The organism is Fructobacillus fructosus KCTC 3544, assembly GCF_001438695.1.
Classification (GTDB): Bacteria; Bacillota; Bacilli; order Lactobacillales; family Lactobacillaceae; genus Fructobacillus; species Fructobacillus fructosus.
On sequence record NZ_JQBH01000004.1, the window covers coordinates 73,265 to 97,011 of the forward strand.

Sequence of the window (23,747 nt, forward strand, 5' to 3'; positions counted from 1 at the left end):
TAGTGAATTTGACCTCTTAGCGCATTAAATGAAAACGCTTACACGTTTTCTAACTGCGTTTATTCTATAGAATTCAGTCGAATTTGTCAAATATTTTAAAATTCAACTTTAAATATTATACATTTTAAAATAAAATGTTTCTTTTCTCACTCGACAGCGTGTTTTAATTAACAACTAAACAAAAAAGCACTTGAATTTTCAAGTGCTTTTTACTCTTTTTCGATTCAAGTTCACGTAGTGACAAGACAGCATCAATTGATTCATTTAATCAGCGATCTGCGGCTAAAATAGCCGCCTGAACTGCATGACGGAAGCCATGCTCGTCCAACGCCAAAACACCCTGAATCGTCGTGCCTCCAGGTGAAGTAATTTGTCCCTTTAAATCAGCGGCGGATAATGGCGATTGCTGAGCCAAGCTGGCTGTCCCACGAACAACTGAGGCAATCACCTCGGCCGCTGTTTTTCGGTCTAACCCTTTCGCAACCGCAGCATCTTCCATCGCATCCATCATGACATCAATAAAGGCCGGCGCACAACCGCCGACAACACCCGCAATCCCTAACTGGTCCTCACGTACCCGTAAGACATCACCAAGACTTTCAAGGACCATCGACACCGTGGCAAGCTGCCCTTCTAAGACGTCATCTGTCACTGACAGCGCAATGGTACCAGCATTGACGGCAACCGGAATATTTGGAATAAACGGAAAAATTGCGCTCTTATTCATCACAGCCGCCAAATCTGCATGAGAAACACCAGCAGCTGCCGACAGAATGATCGTATCATGACGAAGGCCGGCTGCCTTTAGCTGCTCAAGAACGGCTACCGTCACTTTAGCGGGAACCGTTAGAATCAATAAATCGAGGTTATCAGCTAAAAAGTCACGGGGCTCCTCAAAGCCAGTAATCGACAGTTCTTTAGCCTTTTTCAAATTGGAAGACAGGGCGCAAACCGTAAGGTTGGGTAAGCTTTCCTGTCTTACCAAACCTTTGGCAATTGCCGTTCCCATGTGCCCTAATCCCACAATACCAATTTTCATTTCCTGACCTCCGTTTCCATTTCTTTCACCATTTTAGCATAAGATTTCCAAGATACTTCAACTAAAAAAGTCCTAGGTTTTTCCCAGGACTTTTGTAACTTATATTTTTTTAACAAAGGCAACGATGGTCATCATGAGTAACCAAACAATTGCCAAAATAGTGGTAAACATCGTACCGCTCGAAAGCAGCATTAAGATAAAAATCAGAGCTAAAAAGAGAATGGTCAAATAGTTCGACCATGGAGCAAATGGTAATTTGAAGCCCTTGACTTTTTCAATGGCGCCTTTCTTTTGCTTCTTCTTGTAGACCAAGTGTGTCACCATCAAAGCCATGTAAATAACCAAGAATGTAGCGGAAGCAGTTGATGAAATCAAGTTAAAGGCATCCGTTGGGAAGAAGTAGTTCACTACCACTGACAGTCCGACAATCAACGTTGACAAGTTGATGGCCGCTCGTGGAATATGATTATGATCTAGCTGACCAAAGCGCGACTTCGGTCCAGCAAGTGAATAAAGCATTCGTCCCGTTGTAAAGAAAGCCGAATTAATGGCGGATGCTGCCGCTGTCAAGACAACGAAATTGATCAAAGCCGCAGCAGATTGAACACCAATTCCAGAGAAAACTTGAACGAATGGTGATTCACCAGCTTGGTAGTTCGTCCAAGGCTGAATAATCATGATGGCTGACAAGGCACCGATGTAGAAGACCAAAATTCGAAAGACGATCGAATTAATGGCCTTCGGAATTGTTTGGAGCGGATCCTTCGTTTCGGCTGCTGTAACACCCACAAATTCAACCCCTAAGAAGGAGAAAAAGGCCATTTGGAAAGCAGCGAGCAATGTCTTCCCGTGGTTGGCAACCAGACCGTGTGACCACAGCGTCGAAAATTCTGTCTTCCCCATTGGAGTCTTAATTTGACCAAGGGCCAAAATTAAGCCGGTCGCAATCATGGCCAAAATCGCAATGATTTTAATCATTGAAAACCAAAATTCTGCTTCACCGAAAGCACGAACCGCAATGATGTTAACGAGGTAAAGAACGATTAGAAAGGCCAATTCCCATGGCCAAGTCGCCATATTTGGAAACCAAAAATGCATGTAGGTCCCAATGGCCGTCAATTCCGTCATGGCGATGACAATCCAACCAATCCAGTAGGTCCAGCCGAGTACAAAACCGGCTTTCTTCCCCAAGTACTGCGTCATAAAGTCAATAAAAACTGGCTTTGAATCATCCGAAATGAGCAGTTCACCCAATGCGCGCATCATGGCAAAAACAAAGAGTCCCGTCACGATATAGATTAATAAGATGGCTGGTCCGGCTTTTGAAATTGATGAACCGGCCCCTAAGAAAAGACCTGTTCCAATGGTTCCACCGAGGGCAATCATGGCCACGTGTCGGTGGGATAAGGTCCGGGCAAAACCCTGTTGTTCTTCTGACATTCAAATACTCCTTTGTATTTCCTCTTTAGTAGTTTATACTATCTTCATAAACAAGTAAAACTAAACCTTTTCAATCAAAAGTGAAAAACATTCATCAAAGGATATTCCGACAGCCATGAAAACTTTTACCTACCAAATCTTTGCCTCCGTGGCAGAAACTGGTTCTTTTAAAAAGACAGCTCAAGCCCTCAACATCACCCCTTCAGCCGTTTCCCACGCCCTTGCTAACATGGAGCGCGAACTGGGTATTACCCTACTCATTCGCAATCGTTCGGAAATGACCCTTTCCCAATCCGGCAAAGAACTACTCCCGATGGTGGAACGGTTACTGAACGAGGATCGTCAAATCCATACCCGTGCTGCTAAGATCTCCGGTCTAGCTGGCGGCACCATTCGGATTGGGGCTATTTCATCGGTTTGTATTGCCTGGCTCCCCACTATCATCCACCGTTTTAAGGAAAAGCATCCAGAAGTCGCCATTACCATTTTTCAAGGCTCCTTCAAAGAAATTGAACAGGGAGTTAACCTCGGGCGAATTGATATCGGTTTTTCTGCCTATCCTGTTGATGAGCGGTTGGATAGCTGTCCGCTCATTGATGATGAAATCAAGTGCATTACCGAGAACGACTTTATACCCAAAAACGGCGAGTCCATTTCAAAAGACGATCTCCAAAATCAACATTTTATTCTCCAGCGGGCCGATTATGATTCCGATACAAAAGTCGCTCTGGACGAACTCGATGTGAAACCTCAGGCCATCAATTATTCCATTGATGACCAGTCCATTCTCGCAATGGTAGAAGCAGGATTGGGCTGGGGCATTCTGCCAGATTTGGCCTTAACACGTCTTTCAGGCGCTGTTCAATCTTTCCCTTTCGAAACCCCCTACTTCCGCCATCTTGAACTCATCACCAACCATTCCGCCAGTGAAGACCCACTGGTCCAAGGAATGAAGAAAGAAATTTTATCTTATATTCAAGCATAAAAAAAGAGGAAAGCGAGCGCTTTCCTCTTTTCGTTTTAACATGTATGTTTTTTCTTTAAAGTGAACGGGCAATTGTCAGTACACCAAAGAAGAAAAGGTAAAAGGCAATTAACCAAACCATCACTGATGCTGCCAATACTGGTGAAAACAACATCAAGAAACCAAAGAAGACTGACAGGCAACCAAGAACGGTTGTCCAAAAAGCCATACCGCGACTCAAATCGCGAACGGCACGGGCCATGTAGATTTCAAAAATGGCATCCCAAATGAACCAAATAGCAAAGAAGATACCAATTACTGAAACACCAACGCCCACGTGTCCGATAAAGAGCACGGCAATGACAACATCCAAAATCACTGTGGCTAACCACCAGCCTGAACTTGACTGTGCCATTTTACGGTCTGACCAGACTTCATAACCAACAACGGCCGCGTGAATTAAAGCCAGAATTCCAAATAGATATGACAACGAAACCAACGTTGACAGAGGTTGCGCATAGATGGCAATCGCCATGACAATGAAAAGAACACCTACTCCAATTGTCCACCAGTTCCGTTGACCCTTATAGTTTTGCATGGTACTTCCTCTCAATCCTTTCGAAGTAGTCACTACTTCGTCTGCTTATTCTTTTTCTTTACCCCCTCATTGTAGAACGAAAAGTCGAAATTGTTAACCTTCTTTAGAAAAGAAATAAAAACAGTCCCTAAAAGGGAGTGTTCAACATTAGTTTTCAGATGCTTTAGCAGCTGCTGCCATAGCAACGGATGATACATAGTTAATTGGTTGATCAAAGTTTGGTTGGAAGAAGAAATCCGTCATTGCTAATTGATCAATCGTCATCTTATTCTCAATGGCTAATGAAACAACGTTCGCTGCCTGTGAAATGTCGTGTTCAGAAAGGAAGGCGGCACCAATAATCCGGCGAGTCCCCTTTTCCCAAGTCAAGGAAGCCTTCACCTTGGTTGTTGTCAACATAAAGTCCGGACGGTAGTCCTCTTCAATTGTAACCGAATCAGCCTGCAGCCCCTTCTTTTCAGCAGCTTCTGCTGTCAACCCAGTAGCGGCATAGGCCAAGTCATACAATTCCACAGCTGACGTTGCTTGTGTACCCTGATAAGCCACCGTGTTCTTTTCGATGTTCTTTCCAACTAGAACACCTTGACGAACGGCATTGGTTGCCAATGGAATGTAGTCATACTTGCCAGTTGGGTTGTAAAAGACCGTTGCAGCGTCACCAGCGGCGAATACACCTGGAACCGAAGTTTCCATGTATTCGTTCGTTTCAATCGCCCCGTTGCCCAACATATCGACCTGTCCCTTGAACAAAGTCGTATTTGGCAAGAAACCAATCCCTAGGATGGCGATATCAGCTTCATATGAACCCTTGTTCGTGTTTACCTTAATCCCGTTGGCCGTTTCTTCAAACGATTCAACCATCTGGTTCAAAGCCAACTGCACACCGTGCTCTTGATAAGCTGATTCAAAGACGTTTGAAAATTCAGAAGATGTGTTCTTAGCCAATACACGATCCAAACCATCAATCAACGTCACGTCCTTATCGTTAACAGACAGCTGTTCGGCCAATTCAGCCCCAATGTAACCAGCCCCGATAATGATTGCGGACTTAATACCTGGTGTCACCTTCTTCAAAGCGTTGGCGTTATCCCAGTTTTTAGAATCAAAGACTTTGTCAGAATGGATACCTGGTAGATTTGGCTTGATTGCTTTTGAACCAGTTGTAATCACGATTTTATCGTAATCAGCAGCCTGTTCCTTACCGGAATCCAAGTCCTTGTAGACCAAGTGCTTTGCAGCCAAGTCAGCCTTCGTAACTTCCGTCCCCATGTGCATCGTAATGCCTTGAGCAGTTAGTGATTCTGGTGATTCGTAAAACATCTTGTCTGGTGATGAAACGTGGTCACCAATCCAAAGAGCAATGCCACATGACAAGAAAGAAACAGTGTGATTCTTCTCAAAAACATCAATCTGAGCATCAGGATGCTCTGCTTTAATCTGCTTAGCAGAAAATACACCAGCGTGCGTGGCACCAATAACAGCAACTTTCATAACGAACTCCTTTGGAATTACATTCTTTACATTTGTTAAATTAATTATACAATTTGAAAACACTTTGTCAATGTTTTCACTAGCATTCACAAAGATAACTTTGCATAAAAAAAGAGCACCCGGAATGGGTACTCAGAAAAAAGAATTTTTTACTTAACAGCTTCCTTCAATGCCTTACCAGGCTTGAATGCAGGAACCTTTGATGCAGGAATTTGGATTTCTTCCTTTGTTTGTGGGTTGCGTCCCTTACGGGCTGCACGTTCACGAACTTCGAAGTTACCGAAGCCAATCAATTGAACCTTTTCGCCCTTCTTCAAAGCGTCTTCGATTGATGACAAGACAGCGGCAACAGCCTTGTCTGCATCCTTCTTAGTTAAACCAGTCTTCATTGCGACTGAATCGATCAATTCTTGCTTGTTTGCCATTCCTAATCTCCTTGAAATACTTAATTTAGAATACTCAACGGCGTGACAATCGTCCGCGAGCTGGGAACGCTACCGTAGCAACTTCCATATGACAAGCTTAGCACAACTAAATTAAAATGTGTAGCATAAACCCATAAATTTAACACTTGAAACGTTAATTTAACAGGCTTTTCGGTCGATTTTACTTTCGTTGCCGAATAATTAACTTAATTGGCGTACCTGAAAAGTCAAATGCCGAGCGGATTTGGTTTTCCAAGAAACGTTGATATGAAAAATGCATTAATTCCACATCGTTAACAAAGACCACGATGGTTGGTGGCGCCACGGCAACTTGCGTAGCATAGTACACACGTAAGCGTCGTCCGTTGTCCGTTGGTGCCGGATTCGTTGCTAAGGCATCCATCAAAACATCATTCAACATCGAAGAAGAAATCCGCTTATTATGGTTATCGTTAACTGACAAAATCAAATCAGGCAATCGATCCAACCGTTGCTTAGTTTTAGCGGAAACAAAGACAATCGGTGCATAGTCCAAAAACTTGAATCGATCTCGAATCATGTTTTCAAAATCTTGCATGGTATGTGTGTCTTTTTCAATTGCATCCCACTTATTGACGACAATCACAATGGCTTTACCAGCATCATGGGCATAGCCAGCCACGTGCGTGTCTTGATCGCGAATACCCGTTTCTGCATCCAAAACCATCAAGACAACTTCAGAATCGTCAATCGCTTTCATCGCACGCATTACGGAGTACTTTTCAGTATTTTCGTACACTTTTCCACGCTTACGAATACCAGCCGTGTCAACCATAACGAATTCATCACCCTCTGGGGTCATGAAACGGGTATCAATGGCGTCACGGGTCGTTCCCTCGATATTGGAAACAATCATCCGGTCTTCGCCAAGGATAGCGTTAACAATCGATGATTTTCCAACGTTTGGCCGTCCAATAATGGAGAAGCGAACAGCTTCATCATCCTGAACCGCTGCTTCATCAGGAAAGTTTTTAACAACCTGATCTAGCACGTCCCCTAATCCAATTCCGTGGGAACCAGAGACAGGATAAGGATCGCCTAATCCCAAGGAATAAAAGTCATAAATATCTGAACGCATTTCAGGATTATCTACCTTGTTAACGGCCAATACCACGGGCTTATCCGCTCCGTATAGCAAGTTAGCAACGGCTTGATCATCCGCTGTTAATCCTTCCCGTCCAGAAACGACCATCACAATGACGTCCGCTTCATCAATGGCCACTTCAACTTGACCACGAATCTCCGTTAGAAACGGGGCATTCCCCATCTCTAGTCCCCCGGTGTCAATTACACGAAAGTCGTAGTTCAACCATTCTGCGCGAGCGTACAGACGGTCACGGGTTACCCCTGGCTTATCTTCAACAATGGCCATTCGTTCCCCGACAATACGGTTAAAGAGCGTTGACTTACCGACGTTTGGTCGGCCGACAACAGCTACAACTGGTGCTGCCATAATCTGCTCCTTTCTTTTCAATAAAAAAAGACTGGCAAGCCAGCCTTTTTATGTCATCTTACAACTTGTCGCCAAAGATGTCGCCCAAAGTAGCGGCGCCTTCGTCTTCTTGTTGGTAAGCAGCAACATCGGCACGTGAAGCACCGTGTGAATCTTCGTTATCTTCACGCTTGTTAGCAGGCTTTTCTTCCAAAGCCTTCATTGACAATGAGATACGTTCTTCTTGTGGCTTAACGTCCAAGACCTGAACCTTCACCTTGTCACCTGACTTCAAAACGTCAGCTGGGTTTTCAACACGCTTGTGTGAAATTTGTGAAACGTGAACCAAACCTTCGATACCTGGGAAGATTTCAACGAATGCACCGAAGTCCTTAACACGCTTAACCGTTCCTTCAAGAACAGTACCAGCAGGTGCCTTTTCAGCAACTTCATCCCATGGTCCTGGTTGTGTTGCCTTAATTGACAATGAGATACGGCCACGTTCAGTGTCCAAGGCCAAAATCTTAACATTAACCTTTTCACCCTTTGACAAAACGTCAGCTGGGTTCTTCACACGGTCGTGTGAGATTTCTGAAACGTGAACCAAACCATCCACGCCGCCCAAGTCAACGAAAGCACCAAAGTCAGTCAAACGAGCAACTGTTCCTTCAACCACTTCACCAACCGTCAAACGTGAGAAGGCTTCTTGCAACTTTTCAGCACGTTCTTGTGCAGCAACGGCCTTACGTGACAAAATCAAACGAGCCTTGGCTGGATCGATTTCGATTACTTCTGCCTTGATGTCTTGTCCCTTGAATTGGTTCAAGTCAGACACAAAACGTTCTGCAACCATTGATGCAGGCACGAATCCACGGATTCCAGCAACATCAACAATCAAACCACCGCGAACGGCGTTCAATACTGTGGCGTCAACAACGTCACCTTCGCCAAATGAAAGCTTTTCCCAAGCCTTACGGGCTTCCAAGCGCTTCTTTGACAAGAGGTAAGCAACCCCTTCCTTGTCTGACGTAACGTTTGAAACGACAACCGTTTCGATTGTGTCGCCAACCTTCAAGTCGTCGGCCAAGTTGACGCTACGATCGTCAGAGTACTCACGCGCTGGCACAACTCCTTCTTCACCGGTATGCAAGCCGATAACTGCTTGGTTATCGTTGTCGATGGCCAAAACTTCACCAGTTACGACATCGCCCACCTTAATTTGATCAGCACTTTCCAGAGCTGCTAGTAATTCGCTGTTTGTATCACTCATGACGTCAAACGTCCTCCTACATTTACACTTATAAGGGTATTTTATCAGAGCTTGCTAACTTTTCCTAGTAAAAATAGAAAAAATTATTCGAAGTCCTTTTTTAGACTCCAGCCAATTCCCCTCAAACACACTTATTACTACTATTCTAGCAGGTTCAACTACTATTGCCAAATAAAAAAGCACCAGATCAACTCTGGTGCTCCTCGATAATCGTTTTAATTTTAGCAACAACTTGATCAATGCCAATACCAGTTGTATCAACAACAATCGCATCATCAGCCTTCGTTAACGGTGAAATGGCACGGTGTGAATCCTTATAATCACGTGCTTCAATTTCCTCTTTCAACGTCTTCAAGTCAACTGCCATTCCCTTTTGCTTATTTTCTTTATAGCGTCGCTCGGCTCGTTCATCAACAGAGGCCACGAGGAAAATCTTAACTTGAGCATTGGGTAAAACCGTCGTTCCGATATCACGGCCATCCATAATGACTGGATTTTTTTCCGTCATTTCACGTTGCTTATCCACCATGTCTTTTCGAACAGCAGCGTAGGAAGAAACGAGCGAAACGTTATTGGTGGTTTCCGTTGAGCGAATTTCATTGGTCACCTCTTGTCCATTCAAGAAAACGCGTTGAACAGGGGTTCCGGGCCTGAATTCAATGGTAATTTTAGGCAACAAAGCGGTAATACCTGCCTCGTCTTCATAAGAAAGACCCGCCTTTTTAGCAGCCACGGTGACTGCTCGATACATGGCACCGGTATCCACATAAACAAAGTGGAGATTCTGGGCAAGTATTTTGGCAATCGTTGACTTACCAGCCGAGGCTGGCCCATCAATGGCAACTTGAAAAAAAGCGGGTTTTGTCATGATTATTTACTGCTTTCAATTACTTAATTCGCAAGGACTGTCCGGCATACTGTGAATAGTTCGTCGTCGTCACACCAGGGTTCAACGCTACAATGTTAGCCGGTGAAGTGTTATGGGTAATGGCAAAGTTGTAAAGCGTTTGGCCCGTACCCAAGACCGCCGTATTGGCATTAGCAGAAGCGGCAGCTTCTTGGCTTTGTGAAGAGGCAGCGGCTGCAGACGATGATTCGGCAGCTGAACTCGATGAGGATTCAGCCGATGAAACAGCACTCTGACTATCTGCTTGGTCATTATCTTGGCTAGTGGCAGACTGGCTCTTAGCGTTTTGCTTATCGGTTTTCTTTGTTGAACTAGTCGTTGACTTCGCTAACTTTGGCTGGTTCTTAACCATACCATAGACTGGTGCAGAGGCCAAAAGGAAAAGTGAAAGAAAAACTAGAAAAACTAACAGTCCTCCATGATTCTTATTTCCTGTTGGCTTCTTTTCTTTTTTGGGTTCATCAAAGCGGTTCTTACGTGATAGAACCGTTGCGCCATCGTTATTCATTGGCTATCCCTCCAATTTCATTCGTGCTTTTAGTCTAACACGAATTTTCAAAGGAAATTGATAACCTTTTCTTAAGGTTGAAACGTTTTCTTAAAAGGTGACAAGGCCTTTACAACCGCTAAACTAGCGACTGCCCAAACCAGTCCCTCGATCAAATTAAAGGGAAGCACCATTCCCCACAGGTACTGTGGAATACCGATAAACTTTGCAATATCGAAGTGGGCCATTGAGGAATACAGTGGAATCCCCCAAACGATGTTAGCCACAATGGCAATCAACGTCATGAACACAATGGCCACTAGTAGGGCAAGACTTTGCTTAACAACTGGGCGTTGTTCCTTGATGACGGGCAATGCCAGCACAATGACATAGGCAAATAGGAAGGCCCAAGCCACCAAGAAATTCATTGGCATACCAATATAAGTATTAACACCCTCATTAAAAATAATGACTTTCAGCAAAGTCCTGACAATCAGTAGCAAAGTTGCTGAGCCAATCCCATACCAAGTTAAGGCGAGAAAGGCCGGCACAATTGAAAAGTCAATTTTCAAAAACGAAGCAGCCGGCAGAATTGCCACCTTGGGGAAAATGGTCAAGGCAAAAGAGATCGCCGTTAAGACCGAGAGAATCGTTAACCGTTTTGTCGCGTGATTGTTCATTTTATACTCCTTTTTTAGCCATAAAAAAATGGCCTTGATCTCACGCGGGGCAAAATAAAGGCCAGCCAAAAAAGACTGTCTTTAAACTTCTTTATACCCGACTGTACGGTCGGCTCTGGATTCTCACCAAATCAACTGCAAAAGCAGGTCACGGGCTTATCAGTATAACTGCATCACCGCCGGTTGGGACTTGCACCCGACCCCGAAGTTCTATTTAGTTGAACAAATAATAGTCTAGCATACCTTTGCAAAAGTGCAAGACAAAATCAATGAAAAAAGGACGCTAACTAGCATCCTTTTTTCATCAAATAAGAACCGATTAACTACTTCCGACGCATGTAACGGTAGTCCCCGGACTTTAGTCGCTTCACTTCATCGTGACTTAAATCACGGTAATCCCCAGCTTGTAAGCCCATTAAATCCAAAAAGGCGTAGCGGTCACGACGCAACTTCTCAACTGGATACCCCACCTTTTGGAGCATATCCTTCACTTGGTGATTACGCCCCTCATGAATGGTAATGGTAATAAACGAAACCTTTCGATCCTGATCGACTTTTTCAATCGCCACGCGAGCTGGAGCCGTTTTGCGACCGTTCAGCATGATTCCACGCTTAAGCGGAGCCAAGTCGGCCATGTTCGCTAACCCTTTTACCTTAGCCGTATAAACCTTGTCAACCTTGCCCTTAGGGTGCATCAACTGGTTGGCCAGGTCGCCGTCGTTTGTCATGATCAAGACACCCGTTGTATCGTAATCTAACCGACCAACGGGATAGACCCGGGCATCAACATCCGTTAACAGATCAACGACTGTCTGTCGCCCCTTGTCATCCGAAGCAGTTGTCACAACACCACGGGGTTTGTTCAATAAATAATAGACTTTTTTCTCTGAACCATCCAATGGGACACCGTCTACCTTCACTTCATCGCCATGACGAACCTTCGTTCCAAGCTTGGTCACTTGCTGACCGTTGACAGCCACACGTCCTTCTAAAATAATTTTTTCCGCTGCTCGTCTCGAAGCAATCCCTGCCTGAGCAATCACTTTTTGCAAACGTTCTTCTTTTTCAAGCATATTTCTTCCTCTCGTCTGTTCGAAACCGAACGCCTAGTCTGACTCACGGCTCTGCTCAGACTCTTTTTCATCAGCTAATTTATCACCATTTTCATCGATATCATCAAAGAGCGCGAGTTCATCTCGTTGTTCATCAGACAAAATCACATCATGTATATCGGGAAGTTCGGGCAAATCACCCAATGAACCTAAACCAAAGTAGTCCAAGAAATCAGCCGTTGTTCCGTATAAAATTGGTCGACCAATTTCTTCCTTACGGCCGACCGCCTCGATTAATTGATGTAACTGTAATTTCTGGATAGTACCAGCTGACCGCACGCCACGAATTTGGTCAATTTCCACACGGGTAATGGGTTGCTGGTAGGCAATAATCACTAACGTTTCCAACTGTGGTTGCGTCAACTTACTGTTAACAGGCAAATCAAAGTACGCCGAAACGACTTTTCCAAAAGCCGGTTTGGTCACCAAAACATAACGACCATCGGCTGATCGAATGGTCAGTGACCCCTCGTTGTCATTTAATTTTTGCCAAAGTTCGTCAACCAAGCCTGGAATAGCGCCCTTATCATAATCAGTTAACTTAGCTAGTTCGGCAGCCGAAAGGCCGTCCTCCCCTGCCACAAAGAGCAGGGCTTCAATTTGCGAAATCGCGTTCATGTTCCACCGCTTTAATTAAAATTTCGTCTCGTAAGTCAGCTTGCCAGATAGTCAGTTGCTTTTCTTTGGACAGTTCTAACAAACCTAAAAAAGTCATTACTAACCGCTCAGCATCGTATAGCCCATCAAAAAGAGCGGTAAAGGTGAGCGATTCATTCTTTGGAATCGCCACTAACTTTTCTTTGATGGTACGAATGCCATCCCCAATCGTGAACGATTCAGAGCGAACCTGCCGTTTTCGAGGGACCAAGTCCTTTTGCCTGGCAATGACATTGTCAAAAGCCAACTGCAAATCAACCAATGAAAGGCCCGGTGCCAAGGTGAGTTGGCGACTGTCCATCTGGTCCTCATCTTCAACCATGGCAGGACGTCCAAAGGACTTCATCCCCACCTCTTGCCGTTCATCGAAAAAAGTCGCTGCTTGCTGATAACGCTGATAAACGAGCAAACGATTAATCAACTCCTGCTTAGGATCTAATTCACCATCGTCTTCTAACTGCTCATCCTCAATTTCTGGCTGCGGGAGCAGGTCATTTGACTTCAAGCGGATCAACTTGGCTGCCATCACAAGGTACTCAGCCGCCACGTCCAATTGCATGGCTTGCTGATCCTTAATAAAAGACAGGTACTGCTCCGTCACTTGGGCAATGGGCAGCGCCAAAATGTCCATTTCATGTTTTTTGATCAAATGCAGCAGTAGGTCGAGCGGCCCTTCAAAGTCGGTAATTTTGATTGTCAGATTGACCGGATTAATAGTGCTTTCTCCATTTATCGATGGCCGTTTGCGTATCAAAAGTCCCAACAAGGGTCCTTTCTGGATAACGTTCTTGCAAGTCAGTGAGCATTTGTGCCTGCGTTGCCTTTTTAGGCGAACCAGGAGTCACAATCACACGACGAACTAAGATCACTTGCTTTTGATACAATTCATAGCCAAGTAAGCCAGTAATTGGGTCATGAGGCTCATCTTGGAAAAAATACAAAAAGTAGTTTTCTTTTTTATAAGCTTTCATGGCTGCGTTGAGATGATTGACATCCTTTAAATCAGGTACCAAAGAAAAAAGGCCCATGATGGTCTTTTCATCGTCTGCTCTCGGTTGTATTAACATACGTCCTCCTATGCACGTGGATGGAACTGATCGTAAACCTCAGTGAGGCGTTTCTTCGAGATGTGAGTGTAAATTTGTGTTGTCGAAATATCGGAATGTCCCAGCAATTCCTGAACAATTCTCAAATCCGCACCGTTCTCCAAGATATGAGTGGCAAATGAATGCCGCAAAGTATGGGGCGACACATCTTTTTGGATACCTGCCGCCTTGACCAAATTCTTAATTAGTAACCAAACACCCTGTCGGCTGATTGGGCGACCGTGGTCATTTAGAAAAACAGCCTCAGACTGTTGCCCCTTTAAGAGCTTTGGTCGGGAATCCCGTAGGTAGGTCTTTAGCCAATCAATCGCCACTTCCCCAACCGGGATAATCCGTTCCTTATCCCCTTTTCCAATCGTTTGAAGCATGGCCAAATCAAGGTGTAAATCAGTTAATTTCAAATGAACTAACTCAGAAACGCGTAAACCGGTGGCATACATTAACTCAAGCATGGCCTTGTTGCGAATCCCAAGTGGTTTTTCGACATCGGGCACTGCCAAAAGGTCATCCACTTCGTTGATTGTCAAAACGGCCGGTAAGTGTTGTGCTTTTTTCGGTGGCTTAATCGTTTGCATTGGGTCATGAGCAACGACACCCTCTTTTTTTAGATAAGCAAAGCACTTTCTTAGTGTCGTGACCATTCGGGCGATGGACGTGTTGGCCCTTCCAGCCATCCGTAATTGGTTCAAAAAACGCAAGACCAACAAGTGGTCCACTGAACCCAAATCCCTTTTTTGCTTATCTAAAAACTTTGAAAAAGTCGTTAAATCTTGCCGATAGGCCGTGATGGTATTGGCTGACAAGCCTCGCTCAACTCGAATGACCCGCAGATAGTCGGCCATCTCTGAAGGCAACATTAGTCGGCCAATCCTTTAGCAGTTAAACGGATGCCATCGTCAACTTGTTCAATTACTCGTTCCTTATAAAGGCGGCCCAAGGCACGCTTAAACTGTGACTTTGAAAAACCAAATTGTTTTTTAATGGCATCGGGAGCGGACTTGTCGTTAAATGGCAAGAAGTGTTCGGGCTTACGTTGCAATTGCAACAACAAGAACTGCGCATCTTCATCCATGACCTGGTAGGCCAGGGGCTTCAACGATAGGTTAATCACACCGTGTTCATTGACGCCCAATACGCGGGCTTCGACCACTTCACCAAGGCGTGGTTCCACGTCTCGCTGGGAAGGATGGATGAAACCAAGACAATAATTATCCGTTAAGACCAAGGTACCGACCAACTTATTCCGGTAGACCGTTGCCTTAATTTTATCGCCCTTCTTAATTCCAGCTCCCAAACGAGCTTGACGGGAAACGGCTTTGACAATGTCTTGCTGCGCAGGCTGCCCCCAAAGACGACCCTTATTATCTTCCTTAATCGCCAATAACAGACAATCGCCCTTCTTTGGCCAAAGATCATGAATCGTTGGCAAATCATCCAGCGAAACAACCAAGTCCTTATTAGCGAGGCCAATATCGACGAAAACGCCCAAGTCAGAACGTCCTTGAACGACTTTCCCCCAGGCGTACTGATCTTTTTGCACATCGGGTACGGCCTTTGTAATTTGCAAACGATGGTCTTCGTTTTGATAAGCAAAACCAGTGACAAAACCACCAATTTTCAATGGTTTCTGCAATTCATCCTTATCGATTTCATAGGTGTGGCCACCGTCCGTTTGCGCATAAAAGTAGTCGCCGTTTTCATCCGTGACCTTGGCCTTGATGATTTGTCCTAATTGTTCATTCATGATTTTCTCCAAACTTCTTCGTATACTCAAGTCAAAAAAGCAAGATTAATCCTGCTTTCCCGTCTGACTCCGTAAGGCCTTTTAGTTAGCCAGGGCCTTCTTAACTGTATCGGCAACGACTTTACCGTCAGCACGGCCTTTTGTTTGGGCTGAGACGATGCCCATCACCTTACCCATGTCCTTTGGTGACGTGGCGCCTGTCTTTTCAATGGCCGCCGCAACTACTTGCTTGATTTCATCCTCTGAAAGCTGGGCAGGCAAGTACTTTGCCAAAACATCCAATTCAGCCTGTGTGTCTTTCGCCAAGTCCTCACGGCCGCCCTCTTTGAATTCGGCGATTGATTCCTTACGTTGCTTTACTTCGCGTGACAACACGCTCAACTCTTCTTCCTCAGTCAAATCGTGACCGAGGTTAATCTGTTCGTTCATTACCGCGGACTTGATTTGACGGACCACCGCCAATGTTTTCTTGTCCTTTGCCTTCATGGCCGTCTTCATGTCATCTTGTACTTGCGCTAATAAGCTCATTTTCCCGCTCCTTTTGAAAAGTTCTCTATATAAACAGTTTACCACGAGGGCACAAAAAAAACGCCATCAACTGGCGTTTTTACAAACGAATTAACGCTTGTTCTTCTTCTTGTTGCGCTTACGTGCAGCTTCAGACTTCAACTTACGTTCTACTGAAGGCTTAACGTAAAATTCGCGCTTTCGGTATTCTTGGAGAGTACCGTCCTTAGAAACACCACGCTTGAAACGGCGCAATGCATCATCCAAAGATTCATTCTTGCGAACAATAACCTTTGCCATGTCGATTCCCCTCCTTCCTGGCATTTTATTTCGTTGAAACGATATGCACTTGAACCTTGTTATTATCTCAAGGGCAAATCAGAAAGTCAAGAAAAACCGTGATATTTTAGAAAGGATAATTCAGAACTACTTCGAATGGCGGTGGTTTTTAGGTCCAATCATTAACAAGAAGAAGACAACCGTCATGATTAAAATCAATAAACCATACATGCCGATTCCAGGATTTTGACCATTGAATGGTGAAAAGATTCCTAAGAAAGACACAATTGCCGGTGCAAAGGCCGTCCCAACGTTACAACCAACCAACAGAATGGAATTGGCCAACCCGTCTGCTTCCTTTGGAATGCGGTTATCAATGGTATTGAAAATATAGGTTCCCGATAAGGGGTAGGCAAAGCCGATGATGACAACGGCAATGGTCAAGGTATAAACATTATCCGCGCTATTCATCAATAAGGTTCCCAATCCCATACAAAGCAAACCGGCTAATAAGACATACCGTTTAAAAGCTTTGAAAATAGCACCAAAGAGGAATCCCATCACCATCGATCCAATGGTGTAGATGGTGATAATAAAGGAAGCGGTTGTGCCGTCGCCCATGTGGTTAGCGACCACCACTGAAGGAGTCAATACATTCACAATGGCCATTCCGACCGTCAACGTACCACAGAAGACAGCGGACCAAACAATGGGCCAAGACAGCTTTACACGATCACTGCCCCGTTTTTCCTGTCTTGAAAAATGATATTCCGGAACGACTTTCCAGAAGCCGACCAGAACAACAAAGATGAACGCGTAAGCTAGAAACGAAGCCTGCCAGGAAATACTGAGGAACAGACCAGCTAGCAGGTTAATGACACAGACACCGATTGGTTCAAAAGCCGATCGCTCCCCGAGCATCTGCGCCTGATCACCCCCATCGTAATAAAGGTTAATGAGGGTAATGGCAAGTGAATTGGTCATGCCAATGCCAATGCCAAAAATCAAACGCGCTAAAAGGACCAACCAAATGTTGGATAAGAGCGCTGGCGCAACTCCTGCAATCCCCATTAATAGCATGCCAATGCCAACAATACGCTTAATGCCATACTTACTAGCCAATTGACTAGAAAAGAGCAGCACGATGAAGGCAGGCACTTGTTGAATGGTAGCCACCATGTTGACCAAGGTCGTTGGGTACGATGAAAAAGTCAATTGCATGGTTGGCAAAGCAGGCGAAATCGCCGTACCGGAAGTGATGACTAATGAAACAGCTAGAATCCAAAAACGATGCAGACCCGTTTTGGGGTCCCAGTTTGACTGGTTATCTGACATCTAAAACTCCTCTCAAAAGTAAATTCCCCTCTATTGTACCGCTCTTTTAGCCAAAAGCATGGTCAATTCAACCCGTTTTTAGTTGTGCTTCAAAACTGGAAAAGCATAACGATGGAAAAAGCCAATGAGTTCACCATTCGCTAATAAAGCCAGCACCGTTCCGATTTGGATGCCAATCAAGTGCCCAGTAGCTAAAAAGGCCGAGCAAATAATAAGCAAAGCGGGCACAAAAGCAAGTAGCTGTCCCTTAAAAACACTTCCTGAAAAAAAACGAAGGGCCAAGATATCAGTTAAATAATCCGTTGGATACATCCATAGGTTAGCTCGCTGATAAAAGGAAGTCCCTAAGCAGACAATTACAATCCCAAAGACAACCAGAAAAATTTTTTCAAAATCACTTGAAAAACTGTCTTTTAGAAAAGCAAGTTGATGAACAAATAACTGAATAAATTCTCCAAAGAAAAAAACAAATAAAACGGAACCAGCCAGATGGTACCAAGAAAAATGATCCAGCAGCAAAACGTTGGCCACAATCACCAATAAGCCAACTAAGATAATAACCCAGTTCAGGGGCAGCTTAGTTAAAGTCGCTAAGCTCAGGGAAGTAGCCGTCCAAATCCCGTTCCCCTCACCTGATAAAATGGTTAAAGCATTCCCTAACGTCACTAAGAGTAAGCCCAAAATAAAAAAGATACTTCGCGTCAACAGCCCGTTCTTCAATCGTCTTCTCCAATCCTTTTGAAACAATTATAAAGCATATAGTTGCATTTGCAACTATATGCTGTTAGGATAACCTTACAGTTATTGACCGACCTTCGTTAGCAACCGCAATAACTCAGTCTGCTCAGTTGCTGATAAGTCAACCATCTGCTCATGGACATATTCCTTCTCGATTTTTTCAAGGAATTGGTAGCTTTGTCGCCCCTTCTCCGTTGGGAATAACTGTTTGGACTTTCGATTCTCTTCGCCAACGACTTTGACGATGTACTGTCGTTCAGCCAATTTTCGCAGGGCTCGACTAAGTGTTGTTTTATCAACTTGAATTAGCTTGGCCAGATCGGATTGCGTCAAACCCTCATTTTCAACAATTCGAATGAGGTATAGAAAAAGGTTGTTTTCAAGTTCGTATTTTCGGGCCGCTTCATTCATGGCCATTGTTGCCTGACGCGAGACGGCCCCCATTTGCCGGAAAATTTCAAATTCGGTCATCATTACCTCCAGTCAATAGTTGTATTTGCAACTTTTAGTATACAAGAAAGGCAATCAAACATGTGGATTAACAAGCAATTAAACGATTTAAGCGCCAAGGAATTCTTCGCCATGGCGCAATTACGGATCGATACCTTCGTTGTCGAACAGCAACGGAACTATCATGATTTAGACGACATCGACTTGAACGCTTTTCACTTAGCCTACCTCGAAAATGGTCGTTGCTTAGCCTATGCTCGAATCTTCGAAAACGGTGCTACCCTTCACTTCGGTCGTGTCGCCACCGCTCTTTCTGTTCGTGGCGAAGGATATGGTGGCAAACTCATTCAACAAATTTTAGCTTTCTGCAACCAAAAATGGCCTGGACGAACAATTGAAATCGAGGCTCAGGAACAAGTGGTCGGCCTCTACGAAAAATATGGTTTCGAATCTGTCGGCGAACTCTTTATTTTGGCAGGAACGCCCCATCAAAAAATGATCAAAAAATAAAAGAAGAGGCTAGTTACAAACTAGCCTCCTCTTTTTATTGAATTAGGGTTCGGGTTCAAAGAATCGACCACCCGTGTGTTCAACTTTGGATTCGGAATAAAAGGCGTGGGGATCCACTTCATGAATGGCCTCCCGTAAATCACCCAATTCGTGTTGCGTTACAACGGTCAACAAGACAGATTTGTCTTTTCCAGTGTAACCTCCGTGCGCCGAATCAATAATTGTAACCCCGCGCCGCATCTTATTTTGGATGTGCTCACACATCATTTCGGGCTTGTTCGTCACGATAATCTCTTGAATTTGCTGCTGACGTGTGTAGAAAACATCGATAAAGTGGGCCGAAACAACAACACCAATGATTGAATAAAGCGCGTATTCCCAACCATAGGTGAGACCGGCCCCGATCATAATTAATGAGTTAAAGGCCAAGTTGATTGAACCGACTTTGGTATGAAACTTCATCTTAAAAAGCATACCAATGATATCTAAACCACCTGTTCCAACGCCAAAGCGAAGGGCTGTTCCGACAGCCATCCCGTTTAATCCCCCACCAAAAATGGCACAAATAAGGGGGTCACTCGTTAGCACCGTTTTAGTCGCAAAAACGGGAACAAAGAGCGCTGAGAGTAAGACTGCCAGTGCGGTAAAAATCGCAAAACGCTTAGATAATTTTAAGGCAGCGATAACTAGCAGTGGTAAATTAGCAGCTGCAATTCCCCAGGATACCGAGATTCGACCGTTGGTCACCGTATCGATTAACTGGGCCAATCCAGTAAATCCAGAAGAATAAATGTGCCCGGGTTTCCAGAAATAATTCAGGGCAATGGCCAAAATGACGCCGTACAAAACGGCTCCTGCAAACTGGTGATAATAGTAGTGATCTAACTTTTTTTCGAGTTTTGCAATCATTGTCTTTTGCTAAGTTAACTTGGGCGTATAGCCGTTAGTCCCTAGCATCATTTGACCAAATAGCAGCCTGGTCCTTAGCTGGTTCATACCATAGGTGTGAACTACTTCTATATTCTAACAAGATTAGATTAAAATTGGGAATAAAAATACCGATTTAACCGAAATTTTTCCCCTCGCGTACTTCGTCAGCATTAAAAAAGTCGCTCTGCCAATCATCCTGATCGGTATAAAGCGACTTTTTTGCATCAATTAATAAGTAAACTTACTTCTTAGTATCTTCTGGATCAGCTTCCAATCCCAATTCAGCCAACTGCTTAGCGTCAACGGGTGTTGGTGCTTCCGTCATTGGCTCCGTGGCCTTCGAGTTCTTAGGGAAGGCAATCACCTCACGAATGTTGTCCTGGCCAGCCAAGAGCATGGCCAAACGGTCCAAACCAAGGGCGATTCCACCCATTGGTGGGAAGCCGTATTCCATGGCTTCAAGCAAGAAGCCGAAGGCTTCCTGTGCTTGTTCCGGTGTAAAGTCCAGGGCACGCAACATCTTCTCTTGAATATCCATTCGGTGAATACGGATAGAACCGGACCCCAATTCATAACCATTCAAAACCAAGTCGTAAGACTGTGCGTGAGCCTTGTGTGGGTCTTCGCCTTCGTTCAAGTAGTGCAAGTCCTCTTCGTTTGGCATCGTGAATGGGTGGTGGGCCGCAATCCAACGGTCAAAGTCTTCGGAATACTCGAAGAGTGGCCAGTCAACAATCCAGGCAAAGCGCCATGGTGTCGTTTGGTCAATCAAGTTCAGTTCCTTCGCCGTCAGACGACGCAAGGCATCGAGTGAGGCGGCAACGATATCAGCACGACCAGCACCGAAGAGCATGAGGTCACCGACTTTGGCACCAGTGGCTTCCATCAATTCGGAAGCCGCTTTTTCGTCAAAGAACTTAGCAATTGGTCCCTTCAGCCCTTCTTCCTCAACCTTCAACCAGGCCAATCCCTTGGCACCGAAACGCTCGATGTATTGACCAAGCTTGTCAATTTCCTTACGTGAGTAATGATCGGCAGCCCCTGGTACGGCCAACGCTTTGACAACGCCACCGTCCTTGACGGCGTTTTTAAAGACGCCAAAGTCGGAATCCTTAACAACGTCTGACAAGTCCTTAATTTCAAACGGAATCCGCAAGTCCGGCTTATCCGTTCCAAAACGATCCATTGACTCCTGCCAAGTCAACCGCTCGATATCTTCCACCTTCAAGTCGTAGTTGACGACATCCTTCATAATTTGTTGCACCCAGTGAGCCACCAAGTCTTGAATTTCTGGTGCACTCAAGAAAGAAGTCTCCAAATCGAGCTGGGTAAATTCGGGCTGGCGATCACCACGCAAATCTTCATCACGGAAACAACGGGCAATCTGGAAGTAACGGTCAAAACCGGCCCCCATTAACAATTGCTTAAAGAGCTGTGGTGACTGAGGCAACGCATAGAAGGAACCAGGATAGATACGTGAAGGAACCAAGTAATCACGGGCCCCTTCCGGCGTTGACTTGGCCAAGTATGGCGTTTCAATGTTGATAAAGCCGTGTTCTTCCATGAAGCGGTAAGCTGAAGACATAATCTTTGAACGTACGCGCAGATTGTGTTGCATCTGTGGACGGCGCAGGTCCAAGTATCGGTACTGTAGCTTCAATTCTTCTCCAGCGTTCACGTTGTCTTCAATATCAAAGACTGGCGTCTTGGAGTCAGCCAAGATTTCAGCCTTCGTAACCTTAACTTCGATACCCCCGGACTTAATCTTCTCATTGCGTTGTCCTTCGGCACGGGCCACCACTTCCCCTTCGATGGCAATCACGTATTCATTACGAACTTTTTGGGCAATTTCAAGCGCGGCTTCTTGGTCAGCTGAAAAAGTCAACTGCACAATTCCTTCACGGTCCCGCAAGTCAACGAAGACCAATTCCCCAAAATTACGGCGCTTCTGTACCCAACCAGCCAACTTAACCGTTTGGCCAATGTACTTCTCATCTACTAAACCTGCATACGTTGTTCGTTCCATTATTCTGCCTCCTCTGCCACTAATTCAGCCATGACATCTTCAATTTGTTCGTCCATCTTGGAAAGGTCCATGGCCGCCTGTTTACCGGTAACCATGTCCTTGACTTTGACCTGCTTCGTCGCCACTTCCTCATCCCCAATCGTGATGACAAAGCGGGCCTGACGACGGTTCGCCGTCTTAAACTGGGCCTTCACGGAACGTCCGGCAAAGTCCAAATCGGCCGAAAAGCCAAGGTCACGCAACTTCGTCGCCAATTCGAGCGTCAGTGCTTGACTAGCATCGCCGATGTGGGCCAAGTAAAAGTCCAGGCCGCTCGCTTTCAGATTTAGCTGGTTTTGAGCAGTGAGCAAAGCAATCAAACGCTCCACTCCGAGCCCAAAGCCAATCCCTGGTGTTTCGGGTCCACCAAATTCCTCAACCAAACCAGAGTAACGACCACCCCCGGCAATGGTAGCAGCCCCTTTGAGGTCTGGGTCGGTCGTCATGACTTCGAAAATGGTGTTGTTGTAGTAATCAAGACCACGAACCATGGCCGGGTCGATTTCGTATTGGATGCCCAAGTCATTCAAGAATCCCTTAACCGCTTCAAAGTGTGCCTTTGATTCCTCTGAAAGGTAATCAAAGATTGTCGGCGCCCCCTGGACAATGACCTGGTCGTTTTTGTCCTTTGAATCCAAAACACGCAACGGGTTCTTTTCCAAACGGACCTGAGAATCCTTGGACAGTTCTGCTTCGTGAGGCTTTAAATAATCAATCAAAGCCTGTCGATAAGCAGCCCGCGATTCTTGGTCACCCAGGGTGTTCAACGCGACTTTTAAATCCTTCAAACCGAGTGAATCGAGGAACTTAACCACCATTGTAATCACTTCGGCATCAAGGCTTGGTTCCGTTGAGCCAAAGGCTTCGACTCCAATTTGGTGGAACTGGCGGAAACGCCCCGCCTGTGGCCGCTCATAACGGAACATCGGCCCCATGTAAAAAGTCTTATAAGGCTTTTCATGTTCCGGACCAAAGAGCTTGTTTTCGACAAAGGCACGAACCACCCCGGCCGTTCCCTCTGGTCGCAGTGCCATGTGGCGGTCACCCTTATCAAAGAAGTCATACATTTCCTTCGTCACCACGTCAGAAGTATCCCCTGCCGAACGTGAGAAAAGATCAAAAGATTCAAAGATGGGCGTCCGAATCTCGCCGTATCCATAGCGGGAGAAAATCAACCGTGCCTGTTGTTCAATTTTTTGCCATGCCAGAACGTTTTGACCATATAGGTCAGCCGTTCCCTTAGGCTTTTGAAAAGTCGCTTTTGCCATATCTGCTAATCGACGCCTCTGCGTCGCCTCCATCAAATTTCAAACCAGTAACCAAAAAAGCGCCCCTAAGAAATGCTGCTTTGACAACATCTCCTAAGGGCGCTTGGGCGCGGTACCACCTTACTTTCGTGTGCATGCACACGCTGAGTCTCCCTTAACGCGGGAAGACGGCTGGGTTAACAGCGCCTGTGTAGGTGTCTTGACCGCGTCCTCGCCTGACTCTCAGCAACCGTCAGGTCTCTTCTTCGAGGATAAACGCTCTTTCCCTACTCAT

General features: G+C 45.2%; 26 protein-coding genes and 1 riboswitch. Of the genes, 2 read left to right on the forward strand and 24 right to left on the reverse strand.

Annotated elements, in window-relative coordinates; all coding sequences use genetic code 11:
• Positions 1 to 268: 268 nt before the first annotated feature.
• Together IV71_RS02760 and IV71_RS02765 are read right to left on the reverse strand one after the other, a co-directional pair.
• On the reverse strand, positions 269 to 1,039 hold the full coding sequence (locus IV71_RS02760; protein ID WP_010690882.1) for a pyrroline-5-carboxylate reductase family protein: 771 nt from the start codon (positions 1,037 to 1,039) through the stop codon (positions 269 to 271).
• 99 nt (positions 1,040 to 1,138) lie between these two features.
• Positions 1,139 to 2,479 (reverse strand): amino acid permease, encoded by a 1,341-nt coding sequence (locus IV71_RS02765; RefSeq protein ID WP_010690883.1) that lies wholly within the window; start codon positions 2,477 to 2,479, stop codon positions 1,139 to 1,141.
• Positions 2,480 to 2,594: 115 nt separating this feature from the next.
• Here IV71_RS02765 and IV71_RS02770 point away from each other — a divergent pair, with 115 nt between their 5' ends.
• Positions 2,595 to 3,464 carry a LysR family transcriptional regulator gene (locus IV71_RS02770; RefSeq protein WP_010690886.1) on the forward strand — a complete coding sequence of 290 codons (870 nt, stop codon included), beginning with the start codon at positions 2,595 to 2,597 and terminating at the stop codon, positions 3,462 to 3,464.
• A gap of 55 nt (positions 3,465 to 3,519) precedes the next feature.
• Here the strand turns inward: IV71_RS02770 and IV71_RS02775 are convergent, their stop codons facing one another.
• The 19 genes from IV71_RS02775 to IV71_RS02865 all read right to left on the reverse strand — a co-directional run bounded on the left by IV71_RS02775 (position 3,520) and on the right by IV71_RS02865 (position 18,721).
• Positions 3,520 to 4,041, reverse strand: coding sequence for an HdeD family acid-resistance protein (locus tag IV71_RS02775; RefSeq protein WP_010690887.1), 522 nt, complete (start codon positions 4,039 to 4,041; stop codon positions 3,520 to 3,522).
• A gap of 147 nt (positions 4,042 to 4,188) precedes the next feature.
• Complete coding sequence (locus IV71_RS02780; protein ID WP_010690889.1) at positions 4,189 to 5,532, reverse strand: FAD-dependent oxidoreductase; 1,344 nt, start codon at positions 5,530 to 5,532, stop codon at positions 4,189 to 4,191.
• A 149-nt stretch (positions 5,533 to 5,681) separates the two neighbouring features.
• The gene (locus IV71_RS02785; protein WP_010690891.1) at positions 5,682 to 5,957 is read right to left on the reverse strand and encodes an HU family DNA-binding protein; all 276 of its coding nucleotides are present in this window, start codon (positions 5,955 to 5,957) and stop codon (positions 5,682 to 5,684) included.
• 181 nt (positions 5,958 to 6,138) lie between these two features.
• Positions 6,139 to 7,449, reverse strand: coding sequence for a ribosome biogenesis GTPase Der (gene der / locus IV71_RS02790; RefSeq protein ID WP_010690892.1), 1,311 nt, complete (start codon positions 7,447 to 7,449; stop codon positions 6,139 to 6,141).
• A gap of 58 nt (positions 7,450 to 7,507) precedes the next feature.
• Entirely contained in the window at positions 7,508 to 8,698 is a 1,191-nt protein-coding gene (rpsA, locus tag IV71_RS02795) for a 30S ribosomal protein S1 (protein ID WP_056995005.1), read from the reverse strand.
• A gap of 187 nt (positions 8,699 to 8,885) precedes the next feature.
• On the reverse strand, positions 8,886 to 9,566 hold the full coding sequence (cmk, locus tag IV71_RS02800; protein WP_010690896.1) for a (d)CMP kinase: 681 nt from the start codon (positions 9,564 to 9,566) through the stop codon (positions 8,886 to 8,888).
• Positions 9,567 to 9,585: 19 nt separating this feature from the next.
• Complete coding sequence (locus tag IV71_RS02805; protein WP_010690897.1) at positions 9,586 to 10,113, reverse strand: LysM peptidoglycan-binding domain-containing protein; 528 nt, start codon at positions 10,111 to 10,113, stop codon at positions 9,586 to 9,588.
• A 71-nt stretch (positions 10,114 to 10,184) separates the two neighbouring features.
• Positions 10,185 to 10,772 (reverse strand): ECF transporter S component, encoded by a 588-nt coding sequence (locus IV71_RS02810; RefSeq protein ID WP_010690898.1) that lies wholly within the window; start codon positions 10,770 to 10,772, stop codon positions 10,185 to 10,187.
• 80 nt (positions 10,773 to 10,852) lie between these two features.
• Positions 10,853 to 10,986: riboswitch (FMN riboswitch) on the reverse strand.
• Positions 10,987 to 11,095: 109 nt separating this feature from the next.
• Complete coding sequence (locus IV71_RS02815) at positions 11,096 to 11,845, reverse strand: pseudouridine synthase (protein ID WP_010690899.1); 750 nt, start codon at positions 11,843 to 11,845, stop codon at positions 11,096 to 11,098.
• Positions 11,846 to 11,878: 33 nt separating this feature from the next.
• Positions 11,879 to 12,502 (reverse strand): SMC-Scp complex subunit ScpB, encoded by a 624-nt coding sequence (gene scpB, locus IV71_RS02820; RefSeq protein WP_010690900.1) that lies wholly within the window; start codon positions 12,500 to 12,502, stop codon positions 11,879 to 11,881.
• The gene (locus tag IV71_RS02825; protein WP_338066603.1) at positions 12,480 to 13,307 is read right to left on the reverse strand and encodes a segregation and condensation protein A; all 828 of its coding nucleotides are present in this window, start codon (positions 13,305 to 13,307) and stop codon (positions 12,480 to 12,482) included. The genes scpB and IV71_RS02825 overlap by 23 nt, the downstream gene beginning before the upstream one ends.
• Entirely contained in the window at positions 13,252 to 13,608 is a 357-nt protein-coding gene (locus tag IV71_RS02830; protein WP_010690902.1) for a hypothetical protein, read from the reverse strand. The genes IV71_RS02825 and IV71_RS02830 overlap by 56 nt, the downstream gene beginning before the upstream one ends.
• 8 nt (positions 13,609 to 13,616) lie before the next feature.
• Complete coding sequence (xerD, locus tag IV71_RS02835) at positions 13,617 to 14,504, reverse strand: site-specific tyrosine recombinase XerD (RefSeq protein ID WP_010690903.1); 888 nt, start codon at positions 14,502 to 14,504, stop codon at positions 13,617 to 13,619.
• The gene (locus IV71_RS02840; protein WP_082139154.1) at positions 14,504 to 15,391 is read right to left on the reverse strand and encodes a CvfB family protein; all 888 of its coding nucleotides are present in this window, start codon (positions 15,389 to 15,391) and stop codon (positions 14,504 to 14,506) included. The genes xerD and IV71_RS02840 overlap by 1 nt, the downstream gene beginning before the upstream one ends.
• A gap of 81 nt (positions 15,392 to 15,472) precedes the next feature.
• The gene (locus IV71_RS02845; RefSeq protein ID WP_010690909.1) at positions 15,473 to 15,919 is read right to left on the reverse strand and encodes a GatB/YqeY domain-containing protein; all 447 of its coding nucleotides are present in this window, start codon (positions 15,917 to 15,919) and stop codon (positions 15,473 to 15,475) included.
• 90 nt (positions 15,920 to 16,009) lie between these two features.
• The gene (gene rpsU / locus IV71_RS02850) at positions 16,010 to 16,198 is read right to left on the reverse strand and encodes a 30S ribosomal protein S21 (RefSeq protein WP_010690912.1); all 189 of its coding nucleotides are present in this window, start codon (positions 16,196 to 16,198) and stop codon (positions 16,010 to 16,012) included.
• Between the two features lie 126 nt (positions 16,199 to 16,324).
• A complete protein-coding gene (locus IV71_RS02855) occupies positions 16,325 to 17,512 on the reverse strand; it encodes an MFS transporter (protein ID WP_010690915.1) in 1,188 nt (395 codons plus the stop codon).
• 78 nt (positions 17,513 to 17,590) lie between these two features.
• Positions 17,591 to 18,232, reverse strand: a complete 642-nt coding sequence (locus IV71_RS02860) for a DUF6198 family protein (protein ID WP_010690916.1) — start codon at positions 18,230 to 18,232, stop codon at positions 17,591 to 17,593.
• An 81-nt stretch (positions 18,233 to 18,313) separates the two neighbouring features.
• A complete protein-coding gene (locus IV71_RS02865; RefSeq protein ID WP_010690918.1) occupies positions 18,314 to 18,721 on the reverse strand; it encodes a MarR family winged helix-turn-helix transcriptional regulator in 408 nt (135 codons plus the stop codon).
• A 60-nt stretch (positions 18,722 to 18,781) separates the two neighbouring features.
• Here IV71_RS02865 and IV71_RS02870 point away from each other — a divergent pair, with 60 nt between their 5' ends.
• A complete protein-coding gene (locus IV71_RS02870; RefSeq protein ID WP_010690920.1) occupies positions 18,782 to 19,210 on the forward strand; it encodes a GNAT family N-acetyltransferase in 429 nt (142 codons plus the stop codon).
• A gap of 42 nt (positions 19,211 to 19,252) precedes the next feature.
• Here the strand turns inward: IV71_RS02870 and IV71_RS02875 are convergent, their stop codons facing one another.
• From IV71_RS02875 to hisS, 3 genes are all read right to left on the reverse strand, one after another.
• Positions 19,253 to 20,119, reverse strand: coding sequence for a YitT family protein (locus IV71_RS02875; protein ID WP_010690921.1), 867 nt, complete (start codon positions 20,117 to 20,119; stop codon positions 19,253 to 19,255).
• 262 nt (positions 20,120 to 20,381) lie between these two features.
• Positions 20,382 to 22,166, reverse strand: coding sequence for an aspartate--tRNA ligase (gene aspS, locus IV71_RS02880; protein WP_010690922.1), 1,785 nt, complete (start codon positions 22,164 to 22,166; stop codon positions 20,382 to 20,384).
• Positions 22,166 to 23,473, reverse strand: a complete 1,308-nt coding sequence (gene hisS, locus IV71_RS02885) for a histidine--tRNA ligase (protein ID WP_010690923.1) — start codon at positions 23,471 to 23,473, stop codon at positions 22,166 to 22,168. The genes aspS and hisS overlap by 1 nt, the downstream gene beginning before the upstream one ends.
• Between the last annotated feature and the right edge of the window lie 274 nt (positions 23,474 to 23,747).

What these genes read in the sequence shown, in the direction of transcription:
- der (WP_010690892.1), bottom strand. Translation starts at nt 7,449, where the DNA reads ATGGCAGCACCAGTTGTAGCTGTTGTCGGCCGACCAAACGTCGGTAAG.
- IV71_RS02770 (WP_010690886.1), top strand. Translation starts at nt 2,595, where the DNA reads ATGAAAACTTTTACCTACCAAATCTTTGCCTCCGTGGCAGAAACTGGT.
- IV71_RS02785 (WP_010690891.1), bottom strand. Translation starts at nt 5,957, where the DNA reads ATGGCAAACAAGCAAGAATTGATCGATTCAGTCGCAATGAAGACTGGT.
- IV71_RS02760 (WP_010690882.1), bottom strand. Translation starts at nt 1,039, where the DNA reads ATGAAAATTGGTATTGTGGGATTAGGGCACATGGGAACGGCAATTGCC.
- hisS (WP_010690923.1), bottom strand. Translation starts at nt 23,473, where the DNA reads ATGGCAAAAGCGACTTTTCAAAAGCCTAAGGGAACGGCTGACCTATAT.
- IV71_RS02805 (WP_010690897.1), bottom strand. Translation starts at nt 10,113, where the DNA reads ATGAATAACGATGGCGCAACGGTTCTATCACGTAAGAACCGCTTTGAT.
- rpsA (WP_056995005.1), bottom strand. Translation starts at nt 8,698, where the DNA reads ATGAGTGATACAAACAGCGAATTACTAGCAGCTCTGGAAAGTGCTGAT.
- IV71_RS02765 (WP_010690883.1), bottom strand. Translation starts at nt 2,479, where the DNA reads ATGTCAGAAGAACAACAGGGTTTTGCCCGGACCTTATCCCACCGACAC.
- rpsU (WP_010690912.1), bottom strand. Translation starts at nt 16,198, where the DNA reads ATGGCAAAGGTTATTGTTCGCAAGAATGAATCTTTGGATGATGCATTG.
- IV71_RS02780 (WP_010690889.1), bottom strand. Translation starts at nt 5,532, where the DNA reads ATGAAAGTTGCTGTTATTGGTGCCACGCACGCTGGTGTATTTTCTGCT.
- cmk (WP_010690896.1), bottom strand. Translation starts at nt 9,566, where the DNA reads ATGACAAAACCCGCTTTTTTTCAAGTTGCCATTGATGGGCCAGCCTCG.
- IV71_RS02870 (WP_010690920.1), top strand. Translation starts at nt 18,782, where the DNA reads ATGTGGATTAACAAGCAATTAAACGATTTAAGCGCCAAGGAATTCTTC.
- IV71_RS02855 (WP_010690915.1), bottom strand. Translation starts at nt 17,512, where the DNA reads ATGTCAGATAACCAGTCAAACTGGGACCCCAAAACGGGTCTGCATCGT.
- IV71_RS02875 (WP_010690921.1), bottom strand. Translation starts at nt 20,119, where the DNA reads ATGATTGCAAAACTCGAAAAAAAGTTAGATCACTACTATTATCACCAG.
- IV71_RS02840 (WP_082139154.1), bottom strand. Translation starts at nt 15,391, where the DNA reads ATGAATGAACAATTAGGACAAATCATCAAGGCCAAGGTCACGGATGAA.
- IV71_RS02815 (WP_010690899.1), bottom strand. Translation starts at nt 11,845, where the DNA reads ATGCTTGAAAAAGAAGAACGTTTGCAAAAAGTGATTGCTCAGGCAGGG.
- IV71_RS02810 (WP_010690898.1), bottom strand. Translation starts at nt 10,772, where the DNA reads ATGAACAATCACGCGACAAAACGGTTAACGATTCTCTCGGTCTTAACG.
- aspS (WP_010690922.1), bottom strand. Translation starts at nt 22,166, where the DNA reads ATGGAACGAACAACGTATGCAGGTTTAGTAGATGAGAAGTACATTGGC.
- IV71_RS02775 (WP_010690887.1), bottom strand. Translation starts at nt 4,041, where the DNA reads ATGCAAAACTATAAGGGTCAACGGAACTGGTGGACAATTGGAGTAGGT.
- xerD (WP_010690903.1), bottom strand. Translation starts at nt 14,504, where the DNA reads ATGTTGCCTTCAGAGATGGCCGACTATCTGCGGGTCATTCGAGTTGAG.
- IV71_RS02845 (WP_010690909.1), bottom strand. Translation starts at nt 15,919, where the DNA reads ATGAGCTTATTAGCGCAAGTACAAGATGACATGAAGACGGCCATGAAG.
- IV71_RS02830 (WP_010690902.1), bottom strand. Translation starts at nt 13,608, where the DNA reads ATGTTAATACAACCGAGAGCAGACGATGAAAAGACCATCATGGGCCTT.
- scpB (WP_010690900.1), bottom strand. Translation starts at nt 12,502, where the DNA reads ATGAACGCGATTTCGCAAATTGAAGCCCTGCTCTTTGTGGCAGGGGAG.
- IV71_RS02865 (WP_010690918.1), bottom strand. Translation starts at nt 18,721, where the DNA reads ATGACCGAATTTGAAATTTTCCGGCAAATGGGGGCCGTCTCGCGTCAG.